Here is a 24,749-nt window from a genome sequence, read left to right as displayed (position 1 = left end):
TTAGACAGTTAAAAATTCCTCTAAATCACTGAGGGCACGCTCAGCAATTTTTTCATAACGAGCCTTCTTATCACGAATACGCTCGCCTTCCAACTCCTTGATGATTCCGAAATTGACATTCATTGGTTGGAAATGTTTGCTATCCGCATGGGTGATGTAATGAGCTAAGCTTCCGATAGCCGTCGTCTCTGGGAAAATAGCTTGGCTTTCTCCCTTGAAAAGACGAGCCGCGTTAATTCCCGCAACCAAGCCTGACGCTGCTGACTCGACATAGCCTTCCACACCCGTCATTTGACCAGCAAAGAAGAGGTTTGGCTGTTTCTTGGAACGATAGGTTTGCTCAAGAAGATTTGGTGAATCCATATAAGAATTGCGGTGCATGACACCGTAACGAACAAACTCAGCATTTTCAAGACCTGGAATCATTTGGAAGACACGCTTTTGTTCTCCCCATTTGAGGTGGGTCTGGAAACCGACGATATTGTAGAGGCTACCAGCCGCATTGTCCTGACGAAGCTGGACAACTGCATAAGGTGTTTTAAATTCTCCATCACGAGGTCCTGTGTAGTCATCTGGATACTCCAAACCGACTGGTTTCATAGGACCATAAAGCATGGTTTTAATACCTCGTTTAGCCATGACTTCGATTGGCATACAGCCTTCAAAGTACTTTTCTTTTTCAAAAGAATTAAGCGGTGCTTCTTCCGCATTGACCAAGGCTTCATGGAAATCCATAAATTCTTGCTTGGTCATAGGGGCATTGAGGTAGGCAGCTTCTCCCTTATCATAACGAGATTTTAGATAGACCTTGCTCATATCGATAGTGTTGACATCGATAATCGGCGCTGCCGCATCGTAGAAATAGAAGCCATCGCCATCATTAAGGGTGTGAATCTTTTCAGCCAGGGCATCACTAGTCAAGGGACCAGTAGCGACAACTGTGATAACATCTGTCGGTAATTCTGTAATTTCATCACGCACCACTTCAATCAAGGGGTGGTTGGCCACTTTTTCGGTCACCATTTGGGAGAAATCATCACGGTCCACCGCAAGCGCACCACCTGCAGGAACACGTGTAGCCTCAGCAGATTCCAAAATAACAGAACCCAAGCGACGCATTTCTTCCTTAAGAAGACCAACTGCATTTGTCAAAGCATCCCCACGAAGGGAATTAGAACAAACTAACTCAGCAAAATTGTCTGTTTTGTGCTGGGGTGTTGACTTGACACCACGCATTTCATAAAGTTTAACTGGAATACCACGCTCTGCGATTTGGTAGGCTGCTTCAGAACCTGCCAAACCAGCACCGATAACATTGATATAAGATTGAGACACGACACTAATACCTCTTTGGGTGGAACCTAAGTTCATATCAAAACAAGGCACTGGCTTGTTTAACACCCACAAATCTTTCTATTTTTTTCTTCTACTAGTATAACAAAAAAAGGGAAGAAGGCAAACTTCCCTGTTTAGTCATTTTCTTCCCAATCGTGATAGGCAGCGTAGAGCTGGCTTTTATTCCACTGGTAGTGTTTCGCAACTTCCTTGATAGCTTGATTTTTCTTCATGCCTTGCTGGATGCGTACTTGTATTTCTGAAAACAAGTCCTCCTCATCTTTTTCCTCCACATCCTGACTGGCACCTTCGACGATGAGAAGGCATTCGCCCTTGAGTGGCGTTTCAGCTATGCTTTCTAATAACTCTGAAATGGTACCTCTTTGGTATTCTTCATAGATTTTAGTCAATTCCCTAACCAAGACGACCGAGCGATTACCGTAGACTTCTAGCATATTTTCTAACGTATCTGCCACACGATGAGGCGATTCATAGAAAATCTGGGTTTCAGGATAGTCTTTTTTCAAGTCGAAAAATTGCTTTTGCTGGCCTGATTTTCTCGGTAAGAAGCCGTAAAAGATATGTGGCTGTGGCGCTAAACCACTGGCAATCAAGGCAGAAATTCCTGCAGAGGCACCTGGAACAGTCACAACCGCAATTTCTTCCTCAATGGCTGCCTTGACCAAATCATGACCAGGGTCTGAGATACTAGGCAGACCTGCATCGGATACCTGAGCAATACTTTGCCCTGCTTTCAGGAAACCAATCAAATCAGGAATCTTTTCCTTGGCATTGTGCTCATGAAAACTAACCTGCTTGGTAGAAATGTCAAAATGCTTGAGCAATAGACCTGTATTGCGCGTGTCCTCAGCAGCAATCCAGTCCACTTCTTTCAAGGTCTGGATAGCTCGAAAGGTCATATCATCTAAATTGCCAATCGGCGTTGCCACTAGATACAGCTTGCCGTAGGGAGACTGCCCCTTAAAACTTTTTTGAATCTGCATGCCTACTCCCTGTATAACAACTCGTCACAGAACATACATTCCTCGTCCTGCTCTCGACGTTGTCCATAAAAATCATTACATACGTGAAATCCATCACGGTAAATGCGACGGACACTTTCGCGAACATGCTTAGCCTTGACGGGAGCATCTGCTTCCACCTCCCCCAAGCGTTCGCGCAACTTACTATTTTCCAAGCGAAGAGCTGTATTTTCCTCTACCAGGCTCTTGAGATTTTTCTTGATGGCTTCCACATCGGCCAAGGTTACCAATAACTGTTGGGAAAAATCATCCAGCGCGTCAAATAATTCTTTTTTGTCCATAAAACAGCCCTTTCCTTTCTTTATCGTTCATTTTTGAGTTCATATTTCTTTCAAGACCAGATATTCCATGGCATTTTGAAAGCTGACATTAGCTTGCCACATTTTTCTAGCTTCTAGCAAATCTTGTAGAATCACTCTTACTCTTGCTTGTAGGATATCTTGTCCACAGAGGACTTCAAGAATTCGTAAAACCTGATCTTGTTTTTCCTTATCATCTGCCAAGCTAGCTAGTTTGGCAACTTGCAAATAACTTTCCTTTTTCTTAGCCACTAACCAAGTCAGCAGGCGTTCACTTTCATCAACCAAGGTCCAAAAGCTTGCCTGATTGGCTAACTTCTCTGCTTCAGCTCGCGATTGACTAAACTGAGCTAAAAGGATCGCCTTTTTCTTAACCAATCCCATTTGTTCTAAGAGCGAGATGAGCTTTTCTTCTTGCTTTTTAAAGTGGAAAATCTGGGTCCGACTTCGGATTGTCGGTAAAATCTTTTCCTCATCGCTGGTCAAGAAGAAAATATAAACCTCACTCTGGGGTTCTTCTATGACCTTGAGCAGAGAATTGGCTGCGTTGGGGTGCATCTTCTCAGCTTGCTCGATAATAAAGACCTGCTGCTGGCTTTCAATCCCTGCTTGAGAAAACTGTCCCACCAATTCCCGAATGCGTTCTGTCTTGATGACCTGATTGACTGGCTTAATCAAGGTAACATCTGGAAACTCTCCCTGTTCAATCAGCTTACAATTCCGACATTTCTCACATGGCAACACACCTACTTTATCTGTACAAAAGAGGCTCTTAGCTAAAAATTGCGCCATTTCCAAGCTTCCAAAGAAACCTGAAAAGAGATAGGCGTGATTGAGCTGGTCTTGTTCTAGGATACGGACAAAGCGGTCAAACTGATCTGGCTGCCAGGCCTTTAGTTGATCTTGTTTCATTTGGCCAAGCCCATTCTGTCAAACAAGACAGCCTTGGTAGTTTCCACAACTTGCTCCAAAGGGAGACTAGCATCAATCTTGACAATGCGATTTCCTTCTTTGTCCAGAAGAGAAAGATAGCCTTGACGGACTTTTTTATGCAAGTCCAAACCTTCCAAGTCCAAACGATTGACCTCGCGATTGCTATTAGCAGCAATGCGAGCTAGTCCTTCTTCCACCTCGATGTCAAAATAGAGTGTCAAATCAGGTTTAAGGCCATCTGTCGCAAACTGATTTAGCCAATCAATGGCATCAATATCTAAGCCACGACCAAATCCCTGATAGGCAAGAGAACTATCAATGAAGCGGTCCATAATGACCAACTTACCAGCTTCAAGTGCTGGAAGAACTTTTTCCACCAAGTGCTGCCTGCGACTGGCGATATAGAGAAGGAGTTCTGTCTTCGCATCCATCTGAGTATGACTCGGATCCAAAATTACTTCCCGAATCTTCTCCCCAATCAAGACTCCACCAGGTTCTCGGGTTGTCAGCACCTCTACCCCTTTTTCCTCTAAAATTGGGAGCAGAGCCTCTAAAACACTGGTCTTTCCTGCTCCCTCTGGTCCCTCAAGAGAGACTAAAAATCCTTTTGACATGTCTAACTCATTTCTTTTTTACTACTTCTATTCTATCAAAAAAATAGGGGTTTGTGACAATCTTTTTGTCTTCTCATTTCATACTCAATGAAAATCAAAGAGCAAACTAGGAAACTAGCCGCAGGTTGCTCAAAGCACTGCTTTGAGGTTGTAGATAAGACTGACGAAGTCAGTTACATATATCTACGGCAAGGCGACGTTGACATGGTTTGAATTTGATTTTCGAAGAGTATCAACCACCATAAAAGAGGCAGACAAAACTACCTCTTATTTACCCAGTTCTTGTGTTCGTTTGTAGGCTTGATGAACTGCATCCATGACCGTTCCTCGAAAAGCATGCGCTTCTAGGCTTGCTACACCAGCGATAGTCGAACCGCCTGGGCTACAAACTTGATCTTTTAAGACCCCAGGATGTTCTTGGCTTTCTAGGACCAATTGCCCAGCTCCTACCACAGTTTGGGCTGCCATTTTCAGTGCTATTTCCCGTGGCAATCCCGTCTGAACACCTGCATCTGCCAAGGCTTCGATAAAGAGATAGACAAAGGCCGGTCCACAGCCTGCAAGACCTGTCGCTGCGTCGATTAAGCCTTCTCCCAGTTCAACAAAGAGACCAGCCTTGGATAAAAGCTGACAAAATAGCTCACTGTCCTCAGCCCTGCAATTAGAAGACAAGGCATAGCTAATCACTCCTTGACCGATAGAAGCAGGAGTATTTGGCATCATACGAATAATTCTGTGTTGATTTGGGATAAGACTTGCTAGTTTTTCTAAAGTCAATCCAGCTGCCATGGAAATCAAAAGAAGACTTTCTCTTTTTTCAAGGATGGTCTGGTATTGAGAAAGCAGTTCAGAAAACTGAGCAGGCTTAACTCCTAGAAAAATCACATCTGCTTCTGCAAAGATTTCGTCATTGCTAGAAGTCTGACCACCGAAGTTGGCGATGAAAGCATCCACCTTAGCTTGACTACGATTGGCAAGGAGAATCTGAGCACCCGTCTTGGCCTGCAAAACAGACTTGGCCAAACTAGCACCCATATTCCCCAAACCGATAAATCCAATCTTCATCTCTTACTCCCTTATCTGTCCTTCACCAGTGACCACATACTTGTAGCTGGTCAACTCTTTCAAGCCCATTGGACCACGCGCGTGCAGTTTCTGAGTAGAAATCCCCATTTCACAACCCAGACCAAATTGGCCACCATCTGTGAAACGAGTTGAAGCATTGACATAAACCGCTGCTGAGTCCACTTGATCTGTAAAGTATGCTGCTGCTTCAGCATTTTCCGTCACAATGGCATCCGAATGATGGGTACTGTGGGTTTCAATATGGGCAACCGCTTCTTCTAAACTGCTCACAACCTTAACAGCTAATACATAGTCTAAAAACTCGGTGTCAAAGTCTTGAGCTTCAGCCGCTTGACCAGAAACAAACTGGCTTGCTTTGCTATCAAGTCGGAATTGAATTGGTTCCAGCCCAGCTTCTTTACGCTCTGCAACTAGAACTTGCTCCAAGCGAGGAAGGAAGCTTGCTGCCTTGTCTTCATGAACCAGCAGAACCTCCATGGCATTACAAACAGAAGGACGACTGGTTTTAGCATTGTTGATGATAGACAGAGCCTTGTCTTCGTCTGCATCCTTATCGACATAAACATGGACAATCCCAGTTCCTGTCTCGATAACTGGTACGATAGCATTTTCAACCACTGCATTGATCAAACCAGATCCCCCACGAGGAATGAGAAGGTCTAGATAGCCCTTGGCCTTCATCATGGCATAGCTGCTTTCTCGGCTGGTATCTTCCACTAGTTGAATCACATCTGGATGAATGGTAGTCGTCTCCAAGCCCTTCTTCAAGGCTGTGACAATGGCATGGGCTGTTTGATAGGCGTCCTTACCACTACGAAGAACAACTGCATTTCCACTTTTAAGAGCCAAAGCAGCTGCATCAGACGTCACATTTGGACGGCTTTCATAGATAATACCAATAACTCCCATAGCTACACGTTTCTTTGTGATAACCAAACCATTTTCAAGCTGATTGATTTCTAAAATTTCACCGATTGGATCTGGTAAAGCAACCACTTCACGAATCCCAGTTGCCATCGCTTCTATACGACTTGCATCCAAATAAAGACGATCCAGCATCACATCTGAGATTTTACCCTTAGCAGCTTCCATATCAAGGTCATTTGCCGCTAAAATCTCCTCAGTAGCTGCTAATAAATGATCAGCCATGGCTAGCAAGGCTTGGTTTTTCACCTCTTCACTAGCTGTGTTGATTGATTTTTTAACAGCCTGTACCTGTTCAAATTGTTCTTGTGTACTTACCATAGTTTACCTCTAAAATTCTGTAAAGAGTAGTTGGATTTCAGGAGTAATGGAAATCCAATCGTCACGGTGAATCAAGACCCCCTTGGCTTTTTGAGAACGCAACATATCCTCCAAAGCAGATGCTCCAAATTGCACGCGTCCTTTTCCAAGTGATTTTCCACTTTCCTTGTCAAATACTGTCACGATATCACCGTAAGAAAAGGCGCCTTCTGCTTCAACGATACCAGATAAGAGAAGACTCTTGCCATGTTGAGAGAGAGCTTCTGCAGCCCCTTTATCAACCCAAATAGAACCTTGACTCTGAGCATAGAAGGCCAGCCATTGTTTCTGGGTGCGAAGTCCCTTCTCTTGCGCGACAAAGTAGGAACCATCCTTGGTCTCCTCAGCCGCTTCAATCATGGTATCTGGTTTTAAGGATGAGCAGATATAAACAGGAACTCCTGATTCTGTCGCAATAGTTGCAGCCTTGATTTTGGTTAACATGCCACCTGTTCCGTTTGAAGAACCAGCTCCACCAGCCATATCAATAATCTCACGATTGATGGTCTCGATTTTCTCCAAGCGTTTGGCTCTTGGATCTGAATTAGGATTTCCTGTATAGAGGCCGTCTACGTCTGTCAAGAGGACTAAAAGGTCAGCTTGGACCATGGCTGCTACCTGAGCACTCATAGTGTCATTATCCCCAACCTTGAGTTCATCAATAACAACACTATCATTCTCGTTGATGATAGGAATCGCCCCACGGCTAAGTAAAACAGACAAAGCCTGATGGGCATTTTTATAACGGCGCTTATCCACAAAGTCGTCCTGGGTCAGCAAGATTTGTGCAGAAACGATTTGGCGCAAGAGAAGATTGGTCGTGTATTCTTCCAACAAAAGACCCTGTCCTACCGCTGCTGAAGCCTGTTTATCAGCAATCTTAGTCGGACGCTTTTTAAATCCTAAGGCCCCAAAACCAGCCGCAATGGCACCTGAAGACACCAAAATCAATTCATGACCAGCCTCGTGCAGCATAGCCAACTGCTGGGTAATAGCCTTTACCTTACTACGTGATAAACTTCCATCCTCATTCGTCAGAGAAGAAGTCCCCACCTTAAAGACAATCCGTTTGTATTTCATAGTCTCACTCCGATTCTTCATATTTATCCATTATAACATGAATGGCAGGAAATAGAAAAGAGTTGATAGGAAAAAGGTCGAGACAAGTCATCTCAACCTTTTTTCACGTCTAATTCTTTCTCAATCTCTCCAATGTTTCCTTAAAAATCTCTGGGATATCTGCTGTAAATTCTAAGGTCTCACCTGTTCTCGGATGAGTAAATCCTAGAGTCTTGGCATGAAGAAATTGTCCATGTCCTTTCAAAGTCTTACGAGGACCATAAACTTCATCACCAGCGATTGGATGGCCAATATAAGCCATATGGACACGAATCTGATGAGTGCGACCTGTCTCTAGCTGCAACTCTACCAAGCTATAATCACCAAAGCGTTCTAAGACGTGGAAACGGGTCACTGCAGGCTTTCCTTTAGCAGTCACAGCCTGTTTCTTCCGGTCTTTTTCACTACGGCCAATCGGCGCTTCAATCACACCGCGATCATTAGGCAAATTCCCATGAATAATCGCCCAATATTTGCGGAGAGACTTCTTATCCTTGAGTTCTTGGGCAAGTGCTAGATGCGCCTCATCATTTTTAGCAATCATGAGAAGGCCAGACGTATCCTTATCAATACGATGAACAATTCCTGGGCGTAGAACCCCATTGATACCCGACAAGTCCTTAATATGATACATAAGGGCATTTACTAGAGTTCCACTAGTATGACCAGCACTCGGATGCACCACCATCCCCTGAGGTTTGTTAACGACGGCCACATCCTCATCTTGGTAGATGATATCTAGCGGAAGATTCTCAGCCACATACTCTAAGACCTCCGGCTCTGGTACATGGTAAGTGACGATATCACCCTCTTGAACTGTGTATTTAGCTTTCTTGACTTGACCATTAACCAAGACCTGTCCTGATTTGATTTGTTCATTCGCGAGACTACGTGATAATTCTGTCAAATCCGACAAAGCCTTATCTAAACGCAGGCCACCAGTTTCAATTTTAATTTCCATTTATTTCCTCTTTTAGCATTACAATCAATAAAATAATCACTCCAACAGTCAGATAGCTATCTGCCACATTGAAAATTGCAAAATTGATAAAGTCCAAGTGAAACATATCCACAACAAAGCCCTGACTTACCCTGTCAATAAAGTTTCCAAGACCACCTGCGATAATCAAGGTCAAACCCAAGACCATCCAGAATGAGTCCTCCATGTGTTTATGTAGATACCAAATGGCACCTACCACGACAACCAGGGTAATGACAGCGAATAACAACTGCTGATCTTGTAAGATAGAAAAGGCTGCACCTCGATTTTGCAGGTAGGTCAAACTAACGAAATTGGGAATCCAAGAGCGTACTTCACCCAGTGGAATCTGCTGGACGATATAGGATTTTACCAACTGATCAAGCCCAATCAAAAGTAGTACAATGACTGCCACTATTCCTCTTTTTTTCATGATTTCCTCTTCTGATTAAAATATTCTTGCATGACTTCTACAAAGAGAGTCCCAGCTTGACTCAGCTCCACTTCTTCACGTTTAACATAGACCATGCGATTATCTAGGTTATCCTTGAGACGAATGACTGTAATCCCATTGACACTGTCACTATCTAAAAATCCGGAACCTGTTGCATAAGCGTCCGTCCGCTCCAAAATACCATTCAAAGTAGCACGGTCTGTCACATTGAACATCTGCGAGCTCGCACTGGTATCAACAAAGTTCTCTGAATAATAAAGGTACTCATCTTTCTCTTGAGTGAAACGAACCGTTGGTAGATCAGCTAAATCCTCCATAACCAATTCCTCTTTCTGAGCCAAAGGATGCCCCTCGCGGAGATAAATGTGGGTATGGAAGGAAATCAATTCAATGACCTCTAAGCCTAGCTTTTCAACCCGTTGCATAATACCCTTTTTATTTTGATTGTTAAGGTAGATAATCCCAATCTCACTATGCCCTTGGGCTACTTCGTCTAAGATTTGAACAGTAGTTGATTCAAAAATACGGAAGTTCTTATAGTCAGGATAGCGCTCTGAGAAAGCCGTAATGGTTGGTGGCAAGAAGTCATAGTGCTGACTAGCAATTGAAAATTCATCTTTTTCTTCCTCAGGATTGGCATACTGATTTTGAAAAATATCAAATCCTTTAACCAATTCTTGCGCTTTTTCATAGAATTCCATACCACGACGGGTCAAGAAAGTCCCTGAGCTGGTCCGACGGAAAATCTTAAAGCCCAACTCTTTTTCCAAATCACGAACAGAAATAGACAGACTCGGCTGACTAACATACATCTTTTCAGCAGCTTCACGAAAAGTACCGCTATTCGCAATAGCCACAACATAGCGTAATTGTTGAATGTTCATCTTCTACCCCCAACTTCTTTATCTTTTCATTATACCATATTTTAGAAGTTTTCCAAAAAGGAAAAAAGTCTGGAAATTTTCAAGTCTAAGCGAATACTCTAATACCTCAATACAAGAATTAGAATGATATCTTTTTTCAGTCCTCATTTTATTTCAAACAAATAAAAACAGCAAATCTTGTTGATTTACCGTTTAAAACATGATACAAGAAAACTCTCTAAAAATTTCTTTTATTCTATAAATCAACTAGAATAAGCTTCTTCAACCCTATTCGCTATATCTGGACTTACTTCCCAAATCCCAACATAAGGTTGTTCAATAAACTGTTTTTCTTTCATAGTGTATAGATAGGCTACACTATCCTTTTCCTCATTCTGATGAGTGAATTTGATAATGATGTAATCTTTATCATTTGTCGGTTGATCATTGAAACTCTCAAAAGTTGTAGATTTGGACTGTTTCTGTATCTCCTCAATCAATTTTGAAATTTCTTCTCTCTTGTTTATAGTTTTAACATCTTCAGAAATTTTTTTCTTCAAGGAAATTACAGAGACCGTTTCAGGTTCAGGAAGAATAAGTTTTTTCTTACTGACACAAGCAGATAGAACAAGAAATGAGATTGAACAGACTATCATGGTGATCATCTTTTTCATACAGCTTCACATCCTTTCCATATTTCTGCTAGCTCACTAAGATAAAATTATAATATCAAACCTTAGCAATTTTTGCAATATCTTATTCCTTTATAAAATTCATTACTGTAAAAATTCTACTAGATTATAATTTTTCAACAACAGATAAAGTAGCTAACAAGTTCGCTTCATATATAGGATTTTAAATATGGGTACCAGCGTGGGTACCAAAACAAAAAAAGAGGCTCTCCGAAATCTCGGAAAGCCTTATTTAATGCTACTTCTAGCTTCCTCGCCTTTATACTTCAAGGCTCGGGATAAAAAGGTTCACTGGACCTTTTTATTTTGCGATTGGGTAAACAGAAACTTGTTTTTTATCGCGTCCTTTACGTTCAAAGCGTACTACGCCCTCAACTTTAGCGAACAAAGTATCGTCTCCACCACGTCCAACGTTTACACCAGGGTAGATGTGTGTACCACGTTGACGGTAAAGGATTGATCCACCTGTTACAGTTTGTCCGTCAGCTGCTTTAGCTCCAAGACGTTTTGCTTGTGAATCACGTCCGTTTGATGTAGAACCTCCACCTTTTTTGTGGGCGAAAAGTTGCAAGTTGCTAAGAGTCATTTTTAACATAATGTTTTCCTCCGTGTTAGTTTTCTGTGATAACTCTGGTTTGGACGAACTCTGAAGAGTTCTCCGATAAGTTTGCCATACCTAAGAAAAATGATTCAAAGAATAACTGGGTCATTTCTCTCTGGTGTGAAGGAAGATCTTTTGGAATTTCAACCATCAGATAGCCACCTTCATCTTCGTTTAATTCTAAGATTGGTTCATAGCCTGCAAATTTTTCAATGGAATTGATAAAGTTAATGGCAAGCGTAGAAACCGATGCACACACGACATCTAAGCCGTATTCGCCACTCTCGGCGTGTCCAGTAATTTCCGCACTCCTCAGCTCGCCATCTTCGGCTCTCTCAAAGACTGCCTGTATCATGTGTTCTCCTTAAAATTAAGCGTTGATTGCGTTGATGACAACTTTAGTATATGGTTGACGGTGACCTTGTTTACGGTGGCTACCTTTTTTAGGTTTGTACTTGTAAGTAACAACTTTCTTTTGTTTTCCTTGTTTTTCAACAGTTCCAACTACAGTAGCTCCAGCAACAAGTGGAGTTCCGACAACAGTGTTTTCACCACCAACAAGAACAACTTCGTTAAAAGTAACTTCTTGACCAGCTTCAACGTTCAATTTTTCAACGTAAACTGCTTGACCAACTTCAACTTTAACTTGTTTTCCGCCAGTTTTGATAATTGCGTATGTGCTCATTATGCACCTCCTATGATTTTTATGGGTTTCCCCGAATTTTTTGTGAAGACTCGCCTAGCATCGTGGGACGAACCACTTAAAAGAAGAGCTCTAAGTATAACAAAGAATAAACTAGGAATTGAGCCGAAGGCATAACTTATGTTAGGCAAGGCGACAATGACGAAGTTTAAATTTGTTATACGACGAGCAACGATGTTCGTGCGGTTGCACAGGAACGTGCATAGTCAACTCTTCAAGTATAGCATATCTCCTATTTTCTTACAAGTAATAACACCTAAAATGAAGCTTTTTCTTTTACTTTTTTCCGCCACGAGGCAAAAAGCATACTGAGGTAAAAAATACTCATCATAATAGGAACACCAAGAATAGTCTTTTCATGATAGAAAATCGTCAAATAGGCTGAAAAGACAACGCCAAGGACAAAACTACTAAGCAGGCTAACAAATATAAATCCTTCACGCAAAAAAGGTGTGTGCTTGGTTCGGAAATAATCTCCAAAAGCCAGCATGGTCCGCTTGATATTTCCTGTCATAAAAGCGTTATTATAGGCAATACCCGACACTTCTCCAAAAGCAGTTGTCACCAGTCCCATACAGAAGGCCAAGGGTGGTACTAGATAGATATTATCCACAGTTTGCGGCACAAAACCAATAATGATTGATAAGATTGCCAAAGGAATCAGTGACAGAATCGGTTTTTTCACAATTCTCAATTTTTCCTTATAAACAGTTAATAAAAAGACCCCCATCATAAAAGCTAGCAAGGTGAGAACCTTGTCCCTAACATCTGAAACATTATTTTGGATTAATTCTACTGAAAGAAAGACGACATTCCCAGTTTGTCCAGCTACAAGAGTGTTCCCTCGCACAATAAACGTATAGGCATCTACATAACCTGCACAAAAAGTCAAAAAAAGCGCTAGCCTCTTAGACTGACGTGATATTTTTCTTATCGGTAATAACCTCATTTTCCCTCCCATTTCATTTACTCATCTCATTATTGTACCACTTTCTTTGGAAAAGACCTAGTAGCTTATTTGAAATTTTTTCCCCTCTGTTGGATAGTCCTGTCTATCTATGTTATAATGAAAGAAGGATTTGAAATTGGAAAAGGAGTAACTATGCTTAAATTAGGTGTCATCGGAACAGGGGCTATCAGCCACCACTTCATAGAAGCAGCCCATACCAGTGGAGAATACAAGCTGGTCGCAGTCTATTCTAGAAAACTAGAAACTGCGGCAACCTTTGCTTCTCGCTATCAGGATATCCAACTCTTTGATCAATTAGAAGACTTCTTCAAGAGCTCCTTTGATGTGGTCTATATTGCCAGTCCAAATTCCTTGCATTTTGCTCAGGCAAAAGCTGCCTTGTCTGCAGGTAAACACGTCATTCTTGAAAAACCAGCTGTCACTCAGCCACAAGAATGGCTAGATTTGAGACATACAGCTGAGAAAAATCACTGTTTTATATTCGAAGCAGCTCGCAATTACCATGAAAAAGCTTTTATAACTATCAAAAACTTTTTAGCAGACAAGCAAATTTTAGGGGCAGATTTCAACTATGCTAAGTATTCTTCCAAAATGCCTAACTTGTTGGCTGGGGAGATACCAAATGTCTTTTCAGACCGTTTTGCTGGTGGAGCGCTTATGGATTTGGGAATTTATCCTCTCTACGCTGCCGTTCGTCTCTTTGGAAAAGCTCAAGACGCGACCTATCAGGCTCAACAGCTTGACAATAGCATTGACTTAAATGGAGATGGAATCCTCCTCTACCCTGACTTTCAAGTTCATATCAAGGCTGGGAAAAACATCACTTCCAATCTTCCTTGCGAGATTTATACGACAGATGGCACCTTGATCCTCAATACCATCGAGCATGTTCGCTCGGCTATTTTTACCGACCATCAAGGTAATCAAGTCCAACTCCCTATCCAACAGGCTCCTCATACGATGACTGAGGAAGTCGCTGCATTTGCACACATGATCCAGCAACCAGATCTGAATCTCTACCAAACTTGGTTGGAAGATGCAAGTTTTGTTCATGAACTACTATTTACCATGCGCCAGACTGCTGGCATTAGATTTGAGGCAGAAAAATGAAAAACAAACTACCGACTGAATGGCAAGAACTGAGTGACCAACTCGGTTTCCAAGAATTCACTCCCATTCAAACCCAACTATTTGAGCCCCTTCTTGCTGGAGAAAACCTCCTAGGAGTGAGCCCAACAGGAACTGGTAAGACCCTAGCTTACCTTCTACCAAGTCTTCTCAGACTACAAAAGAAAAAAAACCAACAACTCTTGATTCTAGCACCAAATACTGAGCTTGCTGGACAGATTTTTGATGTATGTAAAACGTGGGCTGAAGCTATCTGCTTAACTACCCAACTCTTCTTATCAGGTTCGAGTCAAAAACGTCAAATTGAACGACTCAAAAAAGGACCAGAAATTCTGATTGGAACCCCTGGCCGTATCTTTGAACTGATTAAATTGAAAAAAATCAAGATGATGAATGTGGAAACCATCATCCTGGATGAATTCGACCAATTACTAGATGATTCTCAGATACACTTTGTCGAGAAAATTACTCACTACGCACCTCGTGACCACCAACTTGTCTATATGAGTGCGACAACCAAGTTTGACCAAAAGAAGATTGCGCCTAACACACGTACCATTGATCTCTCTGACCAAAAATTGGACAACATCCAGCACTTCTACATGCAGGTAGATCAACGTCACCGAGTGGATATGCTACGAAAACTGGCTCATGTAGAGGATTTCCGAGGTCTTGTCTTCTTTAACAGCCTATCAGACCTTGGAAGTGCAGAAGAAAAACTACAGTATCGGGATATCTTGGCTGTTTCCCTCGCTAGTGATGTCAATGTCAAGTTCAGAAAAGTCATCTTAGAAAAGTTTAAAGACAAGCAACTAACCCTACTTCTCGCAACAGACCTTCTGGCTCGTGGAATTGATATCGATAGCCTCGAATGTGTCGTAAACTTTGATGTTCCTAGAGATAGCGAAACCTACACTCACCGTGCTGGCCGTACTGGTCGTATGGGCAAGGAAGGTTACGTTATCACTCTCGTCACTCATCCAGAAGAAATCAAAAAACTTAAGAAGTTTGCAAGTGTACGAGAAATTGTCCTAAAAAATCAAGAACTCTATGTAAAATAAAGCCCTCATTGAGGCTGGGCAAAAAGTCTTTAAAATCAAAAACGCATAATATCAGGTATTGAACCTTGATATTATGCGTTTTATTGTGGGAAATTTTACTTCATTTTCTCCTAAAATTGAGTTTTTATCTAGCCTCTTTTTTGTAAAACTACATAAGATTCGTAGTAAAAAAACTCTCCAACTATTTTATTATACCATATAAATTAATAAATAAATAGACTTGTTTTTTTATTTTTTTGACGTATACTAATAATAGAAAACGCTTAAAATTAAATAAAAGGAGATTTTATGAGGAAAGTAAATAAGGACATTTTATTCTTAACCGGAATCATAGTTTTATGTTTTGGTTTTTTATTATTTCACATCAACCCCTATTATGCTGGACCCGATGAGACACTGAAAGGAAGAATAAATTTATTCTTTTGGCAGCTATATTGGAGACCTATAGGAACTCTCAGTATCCTTTCGGGTTGCATTATGACTTTCAAAGGATTGAAAAAATAATCTTTTGATCATGAAGAATAGACATTTTTTTATGATTAAATTGAAATTATTGTTTTTCTCTGTTCTATCAAATCTATTTTTCTTAGTCACAACATCTACGGTTTTTGCTGATGTCTATCCTTGCACAAATTATGAAATTGTATCTAATCGTGTTGTAAAAGATATCAACACAGGAGAGTTATTGTCATTTTATACGACTGAACTTAGAGACGCCTATTTAGAGTCTAAATCTACGTATCAGACTCGTTCTAATGCAACTGGTGTTGCAGACTATAGAACTAGCTCCTCTCACTCTTATAAGAGCAGCGCTACATCAGGATCTCTAAGTTCAACTGCTTATGGTGGAAAAGCTGGAGCTACCCTAACTTTAAGTGCAGCTGTTAGCTTTTCTGCTCCTGAGTCTGGATTTTGACTTAGTTTAAATCACTCAGTATCCCATAACGTACCACCCTACACTTATGGTTACATCAGGCTAAAAGCATCTTACATAGTAAATGTTCGTAAACTAGAAGTTAGATACTTAGGAACTAACAAATGGGTTCCAGCTGGTGAAACCTCTACTATATCGAATGTTAGTGTTTGGAGCGAACTAGTCACTTGAAAATAACTTATTAGATGGATCTGGACTTTATCAGGTCTATCTTTTTATTTTTTTAAAAAAAGAACCTTGCAAAGCAAGATTCTTTTAGTGTCTGACTTAAATAATTGTTCTTCTGGGAACTAAATCGAATTAAGCTTCGATTTCTGTAACCATACCTGAACCAACAGTACGACCACCCTCACGGATAGAGAATGTAGTACCTTGTTCTACGGCGATTGGGTGGATCAACTCAACGTCGATTGTCACGTTATCACCAGGCATTACCATTTCAGTACCTGCTGGAAGTTCGATTGAACCTGTAACGTCAGTAGTACGGAAGTAGAATTGTGGACGGTAGTTGTTGAAGAATGGAGTGTGACGTCCACCTTCTTCTTTAGTAAGGATGTAAACTTCACCTTTGAATTTAGTGTGTGGGTTGATTGAACCTGGTTTAGCGATAACTTGTCCACGTTCGATTTCGTCACGTTGAACACCACGAAGAAGTACACCTACGTTATCTCCGGCAAGACCTTCGTCAAGTTGTTTACGGAACATTTCAACACCAGTAACAACTGCTTTTTGAGTTTCTTCTTTGATACCAACGATTTCGATTTCGTCGTTGACTTTAACGATACCACGGTCGATACGTCCTGAAGCAACTGTACCACGTCCAGTGATTGAGAATACGTCTTCGACTGGAAGAAGCAATGGTTTGTCAGTGTCACGTTCTGGTTCTGGGATGTACTCATCAACTGTGTTCATCAATTCCATAACGATGTCTTCGTATTTAGTGTCACCTTCAAGGGCTTTAAGAGCTGAACCTTGGATAACTGGAAGATCGTCACCTGGGAAGTCGTATTCTGACAATAGGTCACGGATTTCCATTTCAACCAATTCAAGCAATTCTTCGTCGTCAACCAAGTCAACTTTGTTCATGAAGACGATAAGGTGTTTAACACCAACCTGACGTGAAAGAAGGATGTGCTCACGAGTTTGTGGCATTGGTCCGTCAGTTGAAGCTACTACAAGGATAGCTCCGTCCATTTGAGCGGCACCAGTGATCATGTTTTTAACGTAGTCCGCGTGTCCTGGAGCGTCGATGTGAGCGTAGTGACGTTTTTCAGTTTCGTACTCAACGTGCGCAGTGTTGATAGTGATACCGCGTTCGCGTTCTTCTGGAGCAGCATCGATAGACGCATAGTCTTTAGGTTGGTTAACTGATGAAGGCAAGCGACGTGCCAAAACAGTTGTGATAGCTGCAGTTAGGGTAGTTTTACCGTGGTCAACGTGTCCGATAGTACCAATGTTAACGTGTGGTTTACTACGATCGTATTTTTCTTTTGCCATTTGAGTAAAAGCCTCCAATAAAATATATTTTATAGATAGACAGTAGGCAATACAGTCTAACTTTCCTTACTATTTTATCAAATTTCAGCTAAATTGCAAGTGTTTTACAAAGTTTTTGTGAATTATTCTTAATCAACTAATTCTAAACGACACTTCTACTCCTATCACCTAGCTAAACAAAAAGAAAAATCAGGAATTCCTGACTTTTACTTAGCTAATTCTCTTTCTCGTTCTTTCATTATTTTATGATTTTCATACAAACGTGATAAAAACTTAGAAATTTCTTTTAAGATAGAATAGGTTGGTACTGCGACAATCATGCCAATGACACCATAGATATTACTTGATAACAAAAGTAATACTAAAATCGTAATTGGATGAACCTTCATCACTCCACCAACGATTCGAGGGTAAAGGATGTTCCCATCTACTTGTTGAATAATCAACATATAAACAACTGCAATCAGCATTCTATGAGGATCAGTAAAGACATTGGCGATAATCATCGGAATCAAACCAATACTTGGTCCAACATAAGGAATGAGATTGGCCAATCCTGAAAAGATGGCAAAGACCAAAGCGTATTTCAAACCAATCACGCTATATCCGATAAAGGCCAAACAACCAATAATAATCGCATCAATAGCAACTCCACTAATATATCGAGCAATTGTAGTATTCAAATTTTTTAAAAGACCTGTAATATGCAACTTATCTCGCTTTAAAACAGTACGCTCAAGCATCGGCAAGAATTTGTGGCCATCTAACAAAAAATAAATTAAAAATACAGGTGTCATGATAATAATCAAAACAGTACTAAAGAGCGCAGATAAGACACTTCCAACACTATTCGTTACACTATTTAGGATATTCTGTAGAATATCTACATAAGAGAGATTTAACTGTTGAATAGTCGCTTGAATATCTAAATTTTGAAAGGCTGGATAAGTGGATAAATCGATAATCAAATCTTGCAGACGACTGTAGATTGTCTGACTTGTAGCAATCAAACTTGTCAGCTGATTAATCAAAATCGGTAAGAGATAGACGACCCCAATAACTAGCCCACAAACCAAGGCGCACAAGGTTAGTAGAATACCAATGATACGGTTAATTTTGAAATACTTTTGTAAAAAATTTACAATAGGATTGGTCAAATAATATAAAAAACCACCTAAAAGAAAGGGAATCATTATAGTGTTTGCGACACTTACAAAAGGCGTTATAATCCCACCCATCTGTCTCCATAAATAAAAGATGATGGTTAATAGTAAAATCTCACTGGTCCAAAAAAATAATTTATTCTTACGAAACATGAAGTACCTCCATTCATCTATTTTACCACACTTTCAAAAAAGCTTCTTTCTTATATCATGAAACTGGGAATATTTTTTTCTTTATGATAGAATAAACTTACTATGAAAAAAATAATTTTAACTCTCCTAAGCCTTTCCGTTATTGGGGCAGCATCTACTGTTGATGCTCAAGATTTTAATATTGCTGCTAAACATGCAATTGCTGTTGAGGCAAATACCGGTAAAATTCTCTATGAGAAAGATGCAACCCAGCCAGTTGAAATTGCTTCGATCACAAAATTGATTACTGTTTATCTTGTCTATGAAGCCTTGGAAAACGGTAGTATTACACTATCAACTCCGGTAGATATCTCTGATTATCCATACAAATTAACGACAAATTCTGAAGCGAGTAACGTTCCTATGGAGGCTCGTAATTATACCGTCGAACAACTACTGGAAGCAACCCTAGTATCCAGTGCTAACAGTGCAGCTATTGCGTTAGCTGAAAAAATTGCTGGCTCAGAAAAAGATTTCGTCGATATGATGAGGGCAAAGCTCTTGGAATGGGGCATTCAGGATGCCACTGTTGTCAATACGACGGGTCTTAACAATGAGACTTTAGGGGATAACATTTACCCAGGATCTAAAAAAGATGATGAAAACAAGCTCAGTGCTTATGATGTCGCTATCGTTGCTCGCAATCTCATCAAAAAATACCCACAAGTCTTGGAAATCACGAAAAAACCTTCTTCTACTTTTGCTGGAATGACAATCACTTCTACCAACTACATGTTAGAAGGTATGCCTGCTTATCGCGGTGGTTTTGATGGCCTTAAGACAGGAACAACAGATAAGGCTGGAGAGTCTTTTGTTGGTACTACAGTCGAAAAAGGGATGAGGGTTATCACAGTTGTTTTGAACGCAGACCATCAAGACAATAATCCTTACGCTCGCTTCACAGCTACATCGTCACTAATGGATTATATCTCTTCTACATTCACGCTTCGTAAAATCGTTCAAAAAGGCGATGCCTACCAAGATAGTAAAGCTCCTGTACAAGATGGAAAAGAAGATGCGGTCACTGCCGTTGCCAAAGATGATATCACTCTTATTGAACGTGTTGGGGGACAATCGTCCCAAACTATTCAATTCACACCTGATTCTAAGGCAATACCAGCACCACTTGAAGCCGGAACTGTGGTTGGACATTTGACTTATGAAGACAAGGACTTGATTGGTCAAGGTTACATCACCACAGAACGTCCTAGTTTTGAAATGGTAGCAGAAAAGAAAGTTGAAAAAGCCTTCTTCTTAAAAGTTTGGTGGAATCAGTTTATCCGCTTCATCAACGAAAAATTATAAAAAATCGCGATTTTAAACCGCGATTTTTTGTTACAAGTTCATCTTCAAAATCCTTGATTATGGGTAAATATAAAAACAAATTTTACCCAACTGATCCTTCCATCTCATAGCTAATCAAGCGGTTCAGCTCAACTGCATATTCCATTGGAAGTTCTTTTGTGAAGGGTTCTACAAATCCCATAACAATCATCTCTGTTGCCTCAGATTCTGACAAGCCACGGCTCATGAGGTAATAGAGTTGTTCTTCTGAAATCTTAGAAACCTTAGCTTCGTGTTCCAAAGCAACTTGCGAGTTATGAATTTCATTAAATGGAATAGTATCTGATGCTGATAAGTCATCCATGATAATGGTGTCACACTCGATGTGAGAAACAGATTTCTTAGAGTTTTTGTTAAAGGTTACTTGTCCACGGTAGTCCACCTTTCCTCCGCCTTTAGCGATGGATTTAGACACGATAGACGAACTTGTATGTGGAGCATTGTGGATCATCTTAGCACCAGTGTCTTGGTGTTGTCCTGCATTAGCAAAGGCGATAGAGAGCATAGTACCACGCGCCCCTTCTCCATCTAGGTAAACGGATGGATATTTCATGGTTGTTTTGGCACCCAAGTTTCCATCGATCCACTCAACAGTGGCATCCTTTTGAGCCTTAGCACGTTTTGTTACCAAGTTATAAACGTTATCAGACCAGTTTTGAATAGTCGTATAACGCATATAAGCTCCGTCCAAGGCGAAGATTTCTACGATGGCCGCATGCAAGCTGTTGCTTGAATAAGTTGGTGCCGTACATCCTTCTACGTAGTGAACACTCGCTCCCTCGTCAACGATAATCAAGGTACGTTCGAACTGACCTGTATTTTCGTTGTTGATACGGAAGTAAGTTTGAAGCGGAATATCTACCTTAACACCTTTTGGTACGTAGATAAATGTTCCACCTGACCATACTGCTGAGTTGAGGGCAGCCAACTTGTTATCTGTCGGCGGTACCAACTTGGCAAAGTATTGTTTAAACAAGTCTGGGTATTCCTTGAGGGCAGAATCTGTATCTGTAAAGATAATCCCCAATTTCTGGAACTCTTCCTTCATGTTGTGGTAAACCACTTCTGACTCATACTGAGCAGAGGCACCAGCTAGATAAGCACGCTCAGCTTCAGGAATCCCGATACGCTCAAAGGTTTCTTTAATTTTTTCAGGAACTTCATCCCAAGAGCGAGCAGGTTTATCAGATGGTTTTTGGTAGTAGATCAAGTCATCAAAGTCAATCTCTGATAAGTCTGCTCCCCATGTTTGCATGGGCATTTTTTTAAAGGTTTCATAAGACTTCAAACGGAATTCTAACATCCACTCAGGTTCTCCCTTAGCAGCCGATAATTCGCGAATGACATCTTCGTTTAATCCTTTTCCTGTCGATAGGACAGGCTCTACATCATCATGGAAACCAAATTTATATTCACCAAGATCAATTGGTTTTGGTTCTACTCTTTCTTCAGCCATAATATCCTTTCTTTCATTCTTCAGTTTTACTGATTCATAAGACATAAGAAGCTTGTCTTACTGTTTTTCTTGATTTTCAATTGTTTTCTTCAGGGCATTCCAAGCTAGGGTTGCACACTTAATTCGTTGAGGGAATTTGGCAACACCTGACAAGAAGGCTGCATCGCCAAGTTTGTCTTGACGTTCATCTTTTTGCCCTTGAACCATTTCAGAAAAAATGGTCGCAAGTTCTAATATTTCTTGTTTGGTTTTTCCTAAAACGGCATCTGTCATCATGCTTGCAGAGGCAGTCGAGATGGTGCAACCTGAGTTTAGAAAAGCGATATCCTCCAAGCGGTCTTCTGCATCAAACTTGACAGAGAGATTGATGACATCTCCACAGGTCGGATTATTGAGACTGATTTGTTCAGCGTCTTCTAACTTCCCTTGATGATGTGGATTTTTCGAATGGTCTGCTACCACTGCCATATAAAGGCTATCTAGTTTAGAAAGTGCCATTGAAAAACTCCTTTGTCTTTTGTAAGGCATCGACTAGCTTGTCGCAATCTGCCTTGGTATTGTAAATATAAAAACTTGCGCGAGCTGTTGCTGGGACATCCAAATACTGGAGCAAAGGTTGCGCACAATGGTGACCTGCTCGAACTGCCACACCTTCATAATCCAGAGCTGTAGCAAGGTCGTGAGGATGAAGATTCCCAAGGTTAAAGGCAATGACACCTGAACGTTGAGACAAGTCCTGCGAACCATAAATGGTCAATCCTTCTATCGCCTGCAATTTTGGATAGACATACGAGATTAATTCCTGCTCATGAGCTTCAATGGTATCCATACCAATCTTTTCCAGATAATCCACTGCTGCAGCTAGTCCGATAGCACCTGCCATATTTGGTGTTCCAGCCTCAAATTTCCAAGGCAACTCCTTCCAGCTAGCAGATTGCTCATAGACGAAATCAATCATCTCACCGCCAAATTCAACTGGTGACATTTGCTCCAGATACTTTTCTTTGCCATAAAGAACACCGATACCAGTCGGACCAGCCATCTTGTGACCTGAAAAGGCAAAGAAGTCCACATCCAAGTCCTGGACATCGATCTTCATATGAGGCGTAGATTGAGCACCATCCACCACCATGATGGCTCCAACTTGGTGGGCCATTTGCGTGATTTCTTTAATCGGATTGACTACACCCAGAACATTTGAGGCGTGAGCTAGGGAAACAAACTTGACTCTATCAGTCAATTTAGCTCGCAAATCATCCATATCCAGAGCTCCGTCCTTGAGATAGACATAGACAAGCTCTGCCCCAGTCTTACGGCAGGCTTCCTGCCATGGAATGATATTGGAATGGTGTTCCATGACGGAAATCAAGACCTGGTCTCCCTCAGTCAAGACTTCCTCAGCAAAGCGCGCTACCCAGTTCAGACTGGTCGTCGTTCCTCTAGTGAAGAGAACTTCCTTTATTGAGCCTGCATTGATAAACTTACGAATGGTTTCACGAGCTGCTTCATAAGATGCTGTTGCTCGTTCAGCCAAGGTATGAACCCCACGGTGAACATTGGCATTGTCCTGCTCATAGTAGCGGTTAATCGTCTCCAGAACTGCTAGTGGTTTTTGTGTCGTCGCAGCATTGTCCAAATAAACCAATGGTTCATCATTAACAATCTGGTCTAAAATTGGAAAATCCTTGCGAATCGCTTCTACATCTAACATAGGCTACCCCTTAGCGTTTTGACAATTTTTCTTCGATCGTTGCAATCATTTCATCACGAACTTCCTTGACTGGAATCTCAACGATGACGGATCCAAGGAAACCACGAACAACCAAGCGTTCTGCAGTTGCCTTATCCAAACCACGGCTCATGAGGTAGTACATGTCTTCTGGATCTACCTGACCGATAGAAGCCGCGTGTCCTGCAGTAACATCATTTTCATCAATCAAAAGAATTGGATTGGCATCTGAACGCGCTTGGTCTGACAGCATAAGAACACGGCTCTCTTGTTGGGCATCTGCTCCCTTGGCACCCTTGATAATGTGGCCAATACCATTGAAGGTCAAGGTTGCTTTTTCAAGAATAACCCCATGTTGAAGGATATTCCCGATTGAGTTGCAACCATAGTTAGTTACTCGGGTATCAATCCCTTGTACCTGACGGCCACTTGAAAGAGCTACAACTTTCAGGTCAGCATGGCTACCGTTACCAATCAAGTCGCTATCAAAGTCCGCAACGACGTTCCCTTCGTTCATGACACCGATTGCCCAGTCAATGCTTGCATCGTTGCCTAATTTACCACGACGGCTAATGTAAGCAGTGACGTTTTCACCTAGACGGTCAATCGCAGCAAACTTGACTTGCGCACCAGAACGTGCAATCACTTCAACTGTGATATTTGCAGTTGCCTTAGCACTACCTCCACCACGTGACTCTAAACGCTCCAGATAACTAATCTTACTGTTCTTACCAGCGATAATCATAATATGCTTGTTAAACGGCACATCACTATCGCTGTCTTGATAGAAAATTCCTTCGATTGGTTCTTTAATCTCAACGTTATCAGGAATATAGAGAACAGCACCACTATTGAAATAAGCTGTATGGTAGGCTGCCAACTTGTCATCGTCATACTTAACAGATGACATGAAGAATTCTTCGATCAGCTCTGGAATTTCTTCTAAAGCTGAGTGGAAGTCTGTAAAGACGACACCCTGTTCAGCCAATTCAACTGGAATTTGCTCAAAAACAGTTTGAGTTCCTACTTGTACCAACCTCAAGTGATTATCTAGAGCTGTGAAATCTGGAACATTTGCTGATGGCTCACTTTCTGTAATCGTTCCATCACCCAGATTCCAACGGTGGAATTTGACACGCTCAATAACTGGTAATTCCAAAGTCTCAATCTTGTCAAAAGCTTTTTGACGGAGGTCAGCCAACCAGCTTGGTTCAGCGTGCATTTCTGAAAAAAGTTTAATATTTTCTTTAGTCATTTACTTCTCCTAAAA

The 24,749-nt window shown here is 41.1% G+C and carries 26 protein-coding genes and 1 pseudogene; 5 read left to right on the top strand and 22 right to left on the bottom strand.

What is annotated here, in order from left to right; translation table 11 throughout:
- The 11 genes from trmFO to QM818_RS00195 all read right to left on the bottom strand — a co-directional run bounded on the left by trmFO (nt 1) and on the right by QM818_RS00195 (nt 10,030).
- Complete coding sequence (gene trmFO / locus QM818_RS00245; RefSeq protein ID WP_033684985.1) at nt 1-1,335, bottom strand: methylenetetrahydrofolate--tRNA-(uracil(54)-C(5))-methyltransferase (FADH(2)-oxidizing) TrmFO; 1,335 nt, start codon at nt 1,333-1,335, stop codon at nt 1-3.
- A gap of 134 nt (nt 1,336-1,469) precedes the next feature.
- A complete protein-coding gene (rsmI, locus tag QM818_RS00240) occupies nt 1,470-2,339 on the bottom strand; it encodes a 16S rRNA (cytidine(1402)-2'-O)-methyltransferase (RefSeq protein WP_049502494.1) in 870 nt (289 codons plus the stop codon).
- 2 nt (nt 2,340-2,341) lie between these two features.
- On the bottom strand, nt 2,342-2,659 hold the full coding sequence (gene yabA, locus QM818_RS00235) for a DNA replication initiation control protein YabA (protein ID WP_000358228.1): 318 nt from the start codon (nt 2,657-2,659) through the stop codon (nt 2,342-2,344).
- A gap of 39 nt (nt 2,660-2,698) precedes the next feature.
- Nucleotides 2,699-3,589 (bottom strand): DNA polymerase III subunit delta', encoded by an 891-nt coding sequence (locus QM818_RS00230; RefSeq protein WP_261081147.1) that lies wholly within the window; start codon nt 3,587-3,589, stop codon nt 2,699-2,701.
- Complete coding sequence (gene tmk, locus QM818_RS00225) at nt 3,586-4,224, bottom strand: dTMP kinase (protein ID WP_173212309.1); 639 nt, start codon at nt 4,222-4,224, stop codon at nt 3,586-3,588. The genes QM818_RS00230 and tmk overlap by 4 nt, the downstream gene beginning before the upstream one ends.
- Nucleotides 4,225-4,491: 267 nt before the next feature.
- Nucleotides 4,492-5,289: a pyrroline-5-carboxylate reductase gene (proC, locus tag QM818_RS00220; protein ID WP_414299758.1), complete on the bottom strand. Its 798-nt coding sequence runs from the start codon at nt 5,287-5,289 to the stop codon at nt 4,492-4,494.
- Nucleotides 5,290-5,292: 3 nt separating this feature from the next.
- The gene (locus QM818_RS00215) at nt 5,293-6,555 is read right to left on the bottom strand and encodes a glutamate-5-semialdehyde dehydrogenase (RefSeq protein WP_261081145.1); all 1,263 of its coding nucleotides are present in this window, start codon (nt 6,553-6,555) and stop codon (nt 5,293-5,295) included.
- Nucleotides 6,556-6,564: 9 nt separating this feature from the next.
- Nucleotides 6,565-7,674: a glutamate 5-kinase gene (gene proB / locus QM818_RS00210; protein ID WP_261081144.1), complete on the bottom strand. Its 1,110-nt coding sequence runs from the start codon at nt 7,672-7,674 to the stop codon at nt 6,565-6,567.
- A gap of 109 nt (nt 7,675-7,783) precedes the next feature.
- Complete coding sequence (locus QM818_RS00205; protein WP_261081143.1) at nt 7,784-8,674, bottom strand: RluA family pseudouridine synthase; 891 nt, start codon at nt 8,672-8,674, stop codon at nt 7,784-7,786.
- On the bottom strand, nt 8,664-9,125 hold the full coding sequence (gene lspA / locus QM818_RS00200) for a signal peptidase II (RefSeq protein ID WP_261081142.1): 462 nt from the start codon (nt 9,123-9,125) through the stop codon (nt 8,664-8,666). Before lspA ends, QM818_RS00205 begins: the two co-directional genes overlap by 11 nt.
- Entirely contained in the window at nt 9,122-10,030 is a 909-nt protein-coding gene (locus QM818_RS00195) for a LysR family transcriptional regulator (protein ID WP_001025697.1), read from the bottom strand. Before QM818_RS00195 ends, lspA begins: the two co-directional genes overlap by 4 nt.
- Between QM818_RS00195 and QM818_RS00190 the strand changes: the two are divergent.
- Nucleotides 10,023-10,097, top strand: a pseudogene (locus QM818_RS00190) (AraC family transcriptional regulator); the annotation flags it as partial. The gene QM818_RS00195 and the pseudogene QM818_RS00190 sit on opposite strands and share 8 nt — an antisense overlap.
- 175 nt (nt 10,098-10,272) lie before the next feature.
- Here the strand turns inward: QM818_RS00190 and QM818_RS00185 are convergent.
- From QM818_RS00185 to QM818_RS00165, 5 genes are all read right to left on the bottom strand, one after another.
- A complete protein-coding gene (locus tag QM818_RS00185; RefSeq protein ID WP_261081141.1) occupies nt 10,273-10,683 on the bottom strand; it encodes a DUF5301 domain-containing protein in 411 nt (136 codons plus the stop codon).
- A 319-nt stretch (nt 10,684-11,002) separates the two neighbouring features.
- Entirely contained in the window at nt 11,003-11,296 is a 294-nt protein-coding gene (gene rpmA / locus QM818_RS00180) for a 50S ribosomal protein L27 (RefSeq protein ID WP_006149998.1), read from the bottom strand.
- A gap of 16 nt (nt 11,297-11,312) precedes the next feature.
- Nucleotides 11,313-11,657: a ribosomal-processing cysteine protease Prp gene (locus QM818_RS00175; protein WP_000613699.1), complete on the bottom strand. Its 345-nt coding sequence runs from the start codon at nt 11,655-11,657 to the stop codon at nt 11,313-11,315.
- 15 nt (nt 11,658-11,672) lie between these two features.
- Nucleotides 11,673-11,987 carry a 50S ribosomal protein L21 gene (gene rplU, locus QM818_RS00170; protein WP_000109141.1) on the bottom strand — a complete coding sequence of 105 codons (315 nt, stop codon included), beginning with the start codon at nt 11,985-11,987 and terminating at the stop codon, nt 11,673-11,675.
- Between the two features lie 274 nt (nt 11,988-12,261).
- Entirely contained in the window at nt 12,262-12,954 is a 693-nt protein-coding gene (locus QM818_RS00165) for a YoaK family protein (protein WP_261445244.1), read from the bottom strand.
- 153 nt (nt 12,955-13,107) lie between these two features.
- On the opposite strand from QM818_RS00165, the gene QM818_RS00160 reads away from it, so the two are divergent.
- The 3 genes from QM818_RS00160 (at nt 13,108) to QM818_RS00150 (ending at nt 16,080) form a co-directional block, all read left to right on the top strand.
- Nucleotides 13,108-14,085, top strand: a complete 978-nt coding sequence (locus QM818_RS00160; RefSeq protein ID WP_414299757.1) for a Gfo/Idh/MocA family protein — start codon at nt 13,108-13,110, stop codon at nt 14,083-14,085.
- Nucleotides 14,082-15,164: a DEAD/DEAH box helicase gene (locus QM818_RS00155; protein ID WP_414299756.1), complete on the top strand. Its 1,083-nt coding sequence runs from the start codon at nt 14,082-14,084 to the stop codon at nt 15,162-15,164. The genes QM818_RS00160 and QM818_RS00155 overlap by 4 nt, the downstream gene beginning before the upstream one ends.
- Before the next feature lie 535 nt (nt 15,165-15,699).
- The gene (locus tag QM818_RS00150) at nt 15,700-16,080 is read left to right on the top strand and encodes a hypothetical protein (RefSeq protein WP_223330095.1); all 381 of its coding nucleotides are present in this window, start codon (nt 15,700-15,702) and stop codon (nt 16,078-16,080) included.
- A gap of 318 nt (nt 16,081-16,398) precedes the next feature.
- On the opposite strand, the gene tuf is transcribed toward QM818_RS00150, so the two are convergent.
- Both tuf and QM818_RS00140 read right to left on the bottom strand, forming a co-directional pair.
- Nucleotides 16,399-17,595, bottom strand: a complete 1,197-nt coding sequence (gene tuf / locus QM818_RS00145; RefSeq protein WP_001040726.1) for an elongation factor Tu — start codon at nt 17,593-17,595, stop codon at nt 16,399-16,401.
- 206 nt (nt 17,596-17,801) lie between these two features.
- Nucleotides 17,802-18,911, bottom strand: a complete 1,110-nt coding sequence (locus QM818_RS00140; protein WP_023947789.1) for an AI-2E family transporter — start codon at nt 18,909-18,911, stop codon at nt 17,802-17,804.
- Between the two features lie 102 nt (nt 18,912-19,013).
- Here QM818_RS00140 and pbp3 point away from each other — a divergent pair, with 102 nt between their 5' ends.
- Entirely contained in the window at nt 19,014-20,255 is a 1,242-nt protein-coding gene (pbp3, locus tag QM818_RS00135; protein ID WP_023947791.1) for a D-alanyl-D-alanine carboxypeptidase PBP3, read from the top strand.
- An 82-nt stretch (nt 20,256-20,337) separates the two neighbouring features.
- Here pbp3 and sufB read toward each other — a convergent pair whose 3' ends face one another.
- The 4 genes from sufB to sufD are packed head-to-tail and all read right to left on the bottom strand — an operon-like array spanning nt 20,338 to nt 24,734.
- On the bottom strand, nt 20,338-21,750 hold the full coding sequence (sufB, locus tag QM818_RS00130; RefSeq protein WP_000797054.1) for a Fe-S cluster assembly protein SufB: 1,413 nt from the start codon (nt 21,748-21,750) through the stop codon (nt 20,338-20,340).
- Nucleotides 21,751-21,807: 57 nt separating this feature from the next.
- On the bottom strand, nt 21,808-22,248 hold the full coding sequence (sufU, locus tag QM818_RS00125) for a Fe-S cluster assembly sulfur transfer protein SufU (protein ID WP_033684976.1): 441 nt from the start codon (nt 22,246-22,248) through the stop codon (nt 21,808-21,810).
- On the bottom strand, nt 22,235-23,461 hold the full coding sequence (locus QM818_RS00120; protein ID WP_033684975.1) for a cysteine desulfurase: 1,227 nt from the start codon (nt 23,459-23,461) through the stop codon (nt 22,235-22,237). The genes sufU and QM818_RS00120 overlap by 14 nt, the downstream gene beginning before the upstream one ends.
- Before the next feature lie 10 nt (nt 23,462-23,471).
- Complete coding sequence (sufD, locus tag QM818_RS00115) at nt 23,472-24,734, bottom strand: Fe-S cluster assembly protein SufD (RefSeq protein ID WP_033684974.1); 1,263 nt, start codon at nt 24,732-24,734, stop codon at nt 23,472-23,474.
- Between the last annotated feature and the right edge of the window lie 15 nt (nt 24,735-24,749).

It is taken from the genome of Streptococcus mitis (assembly GCF_047464035.1).
Classification (GTDB): domain Bacteria; phylum Bacillota; class Bacilli; order Lactobacillales; family Streptococcaceae; genus Streptococcus; species Streptococcus mitis_DX.
Note: the sequence above shows the minus strand (reverse complement) of the source record. Positions and strands in the feature narration are given on the sequence as shown.

Coding starts and splice junctions, on each gene's coding strand:
- lspA (WP_261081142.1), bottom strand. CDS start 9,125: ATGAAAAAAAGAGGAATAGTGGCAGTCATTGTACTACTTTTGATTGGG.
- proB (WP_261081144.1), bottom strand. CDS start 7,674: ATGAAATACAAACGGATTGTCTTTAAGGTGGGGACTTCTTCTCTGACG.
- QM818_RS00205 (WP_261081143.1), bottom strand. CDS start 8,674: ATGGAAATTAAAATTGAAACTGGTGGCCTGCGTTTAGATAAGGCTTTG.
- rpmA (WP_006149998.1), bottom strand. CDS start 11,296: ATGTTAAAAATGACTCTTAGCAACTTGCAACTTTTCGCCCACAAAAAA.
- rplU (WP_000109141.1), bottom strand. CDS start 11,987: ATGAGCACATACGCAATTATCAAAACTGGCGGAAAACAAGTTAAAGTT.
- QM818_RS00160 (WP_414299757.1), top strand. CDS start 13,108: ATGCTTAAATTAGGTGTCATCGGAACAGGGGCTATCAGCCACCACTTC.
- QM818_RS00185 (WP_261081141.1), bottom strand. CDS start 10,683: ATGAAAAAGATGATCACCATGATAGTCTGTTCAATCTCATTTCTTGTT.
- yabA (WP_000358228.1), bottom strand. CDS start 2,659: ATGGACAAAAAAGAATTATTTGACGCGCTGGATGATTTTTCCCAACAG.
- QM818_RS00175 (WP_000613699.1), bottom strand. CDS start 11,657: ATGATACAGGCAGTCTTTGAGAGAGCCGAAGATGGCGAGCTGAGGAGT.
- tuf (WP_001040726.1), bottom strand. CDS start 17,595: ATGGCAAAAGAAAAATACGATCGTAGTAAACCACACGTTAACATTGGT.
- QM818_RS00150 (WP_223330095.1), top strand. CDS start 15,700: ATGATTAAATTGAAATTATTGTTTTTCTCTGTTCTATCAAATCTATTT.
- pbp3 (WP_023947791.1), top strand. CDS start 19,014: ATGAAAAAAATAATTTTAACTCTCCTAAGCCTTTCCGTTATTGGGGCA.
- tmk (WP_173212309.1), bottom strand. CDS start 4,224: ATGTCAAAAGGATTTTTAGTCTCTCTTGAGGGACCAGAGGGAGCAGGA.
- QM818_RS00230 (WP_261081147.1), bottom strand. CDS start 3,589: ATGAAACAAGATCAACTAAAGGCCTGGCAGCCAGATCAGTTTGACCGC.
- sufD (WP_033684974.1), bottom strand. CDS start 24,734: ATGACTAAAGAAAATATTAAACTTTTTTCAGAAATGCACGCTGAACCA.
- QM818_RS00215 (WP_261081145.1), bottom strand. CDS start 6,555: ATGGTAAGTACACAAGAACAATTTGAACAGGTACAGGCTGTTAAAAAA.
- QM818_RS00165 (WP_261445244.1), bottom strand. CDS start 12,954: ATGAGGTTATTACCGATAAGAAAAATATCACGTCAGTCTAAGAGGCTA.
- QM818_RS00155 (WP_414299756.1), top strand. CDS start 14,082: ATGAAAAACAAACTACCGACTGAATGGCAAGAACTGAGTGACCAACTC.
- rsmI (WP_049502494.1), bottom strand. CDS start 2,339: ATGCAGATTCAAAAAAGTTTTAAGGGGCAGTCTCCCTACGGCAAGCTG.
- sufU (WP_033684976.1), bottom strand. CDS start 22,248: ATGGCACTTTCTAAACTAGATAGCCTTTATATGGCAGTGGTAGCAGAC.
- sufB (WP_000797054.1), bottom strand. CDS start 21,750: ATGGCTGAAGAAAGAGTAGAACCAAAACCAATTGATCTTGGTGAATAT.
- QM818_RS00195 (WP_001025697.1), bottom strand. CDS start 10,030: ATGAACATTCAACAATTACGCTATGTTGTGGCTATTGCGAATAGCGGT.
- QM818_RS00120 (WP_033684975.1), bottom strand. CDS start 23,461: ATGTTAGATGTAGAAGCGATTCGCAAGGATTTTCCAATTTTAGACCAG.
- QM818_RS00140 (WP_023947789.1), bottom strand. CDS start 18,911: ATGTTTCGTAAGAATAAATTATTTTTTTGGACCAGTGAGATTTTACTA.
- proC (WP_414299758.1), bottom strand. CDS start 5,289: ATGAAGATTGGATTTATCGGTTTGGGGAATATGGGTGCTAGTTTGGCC.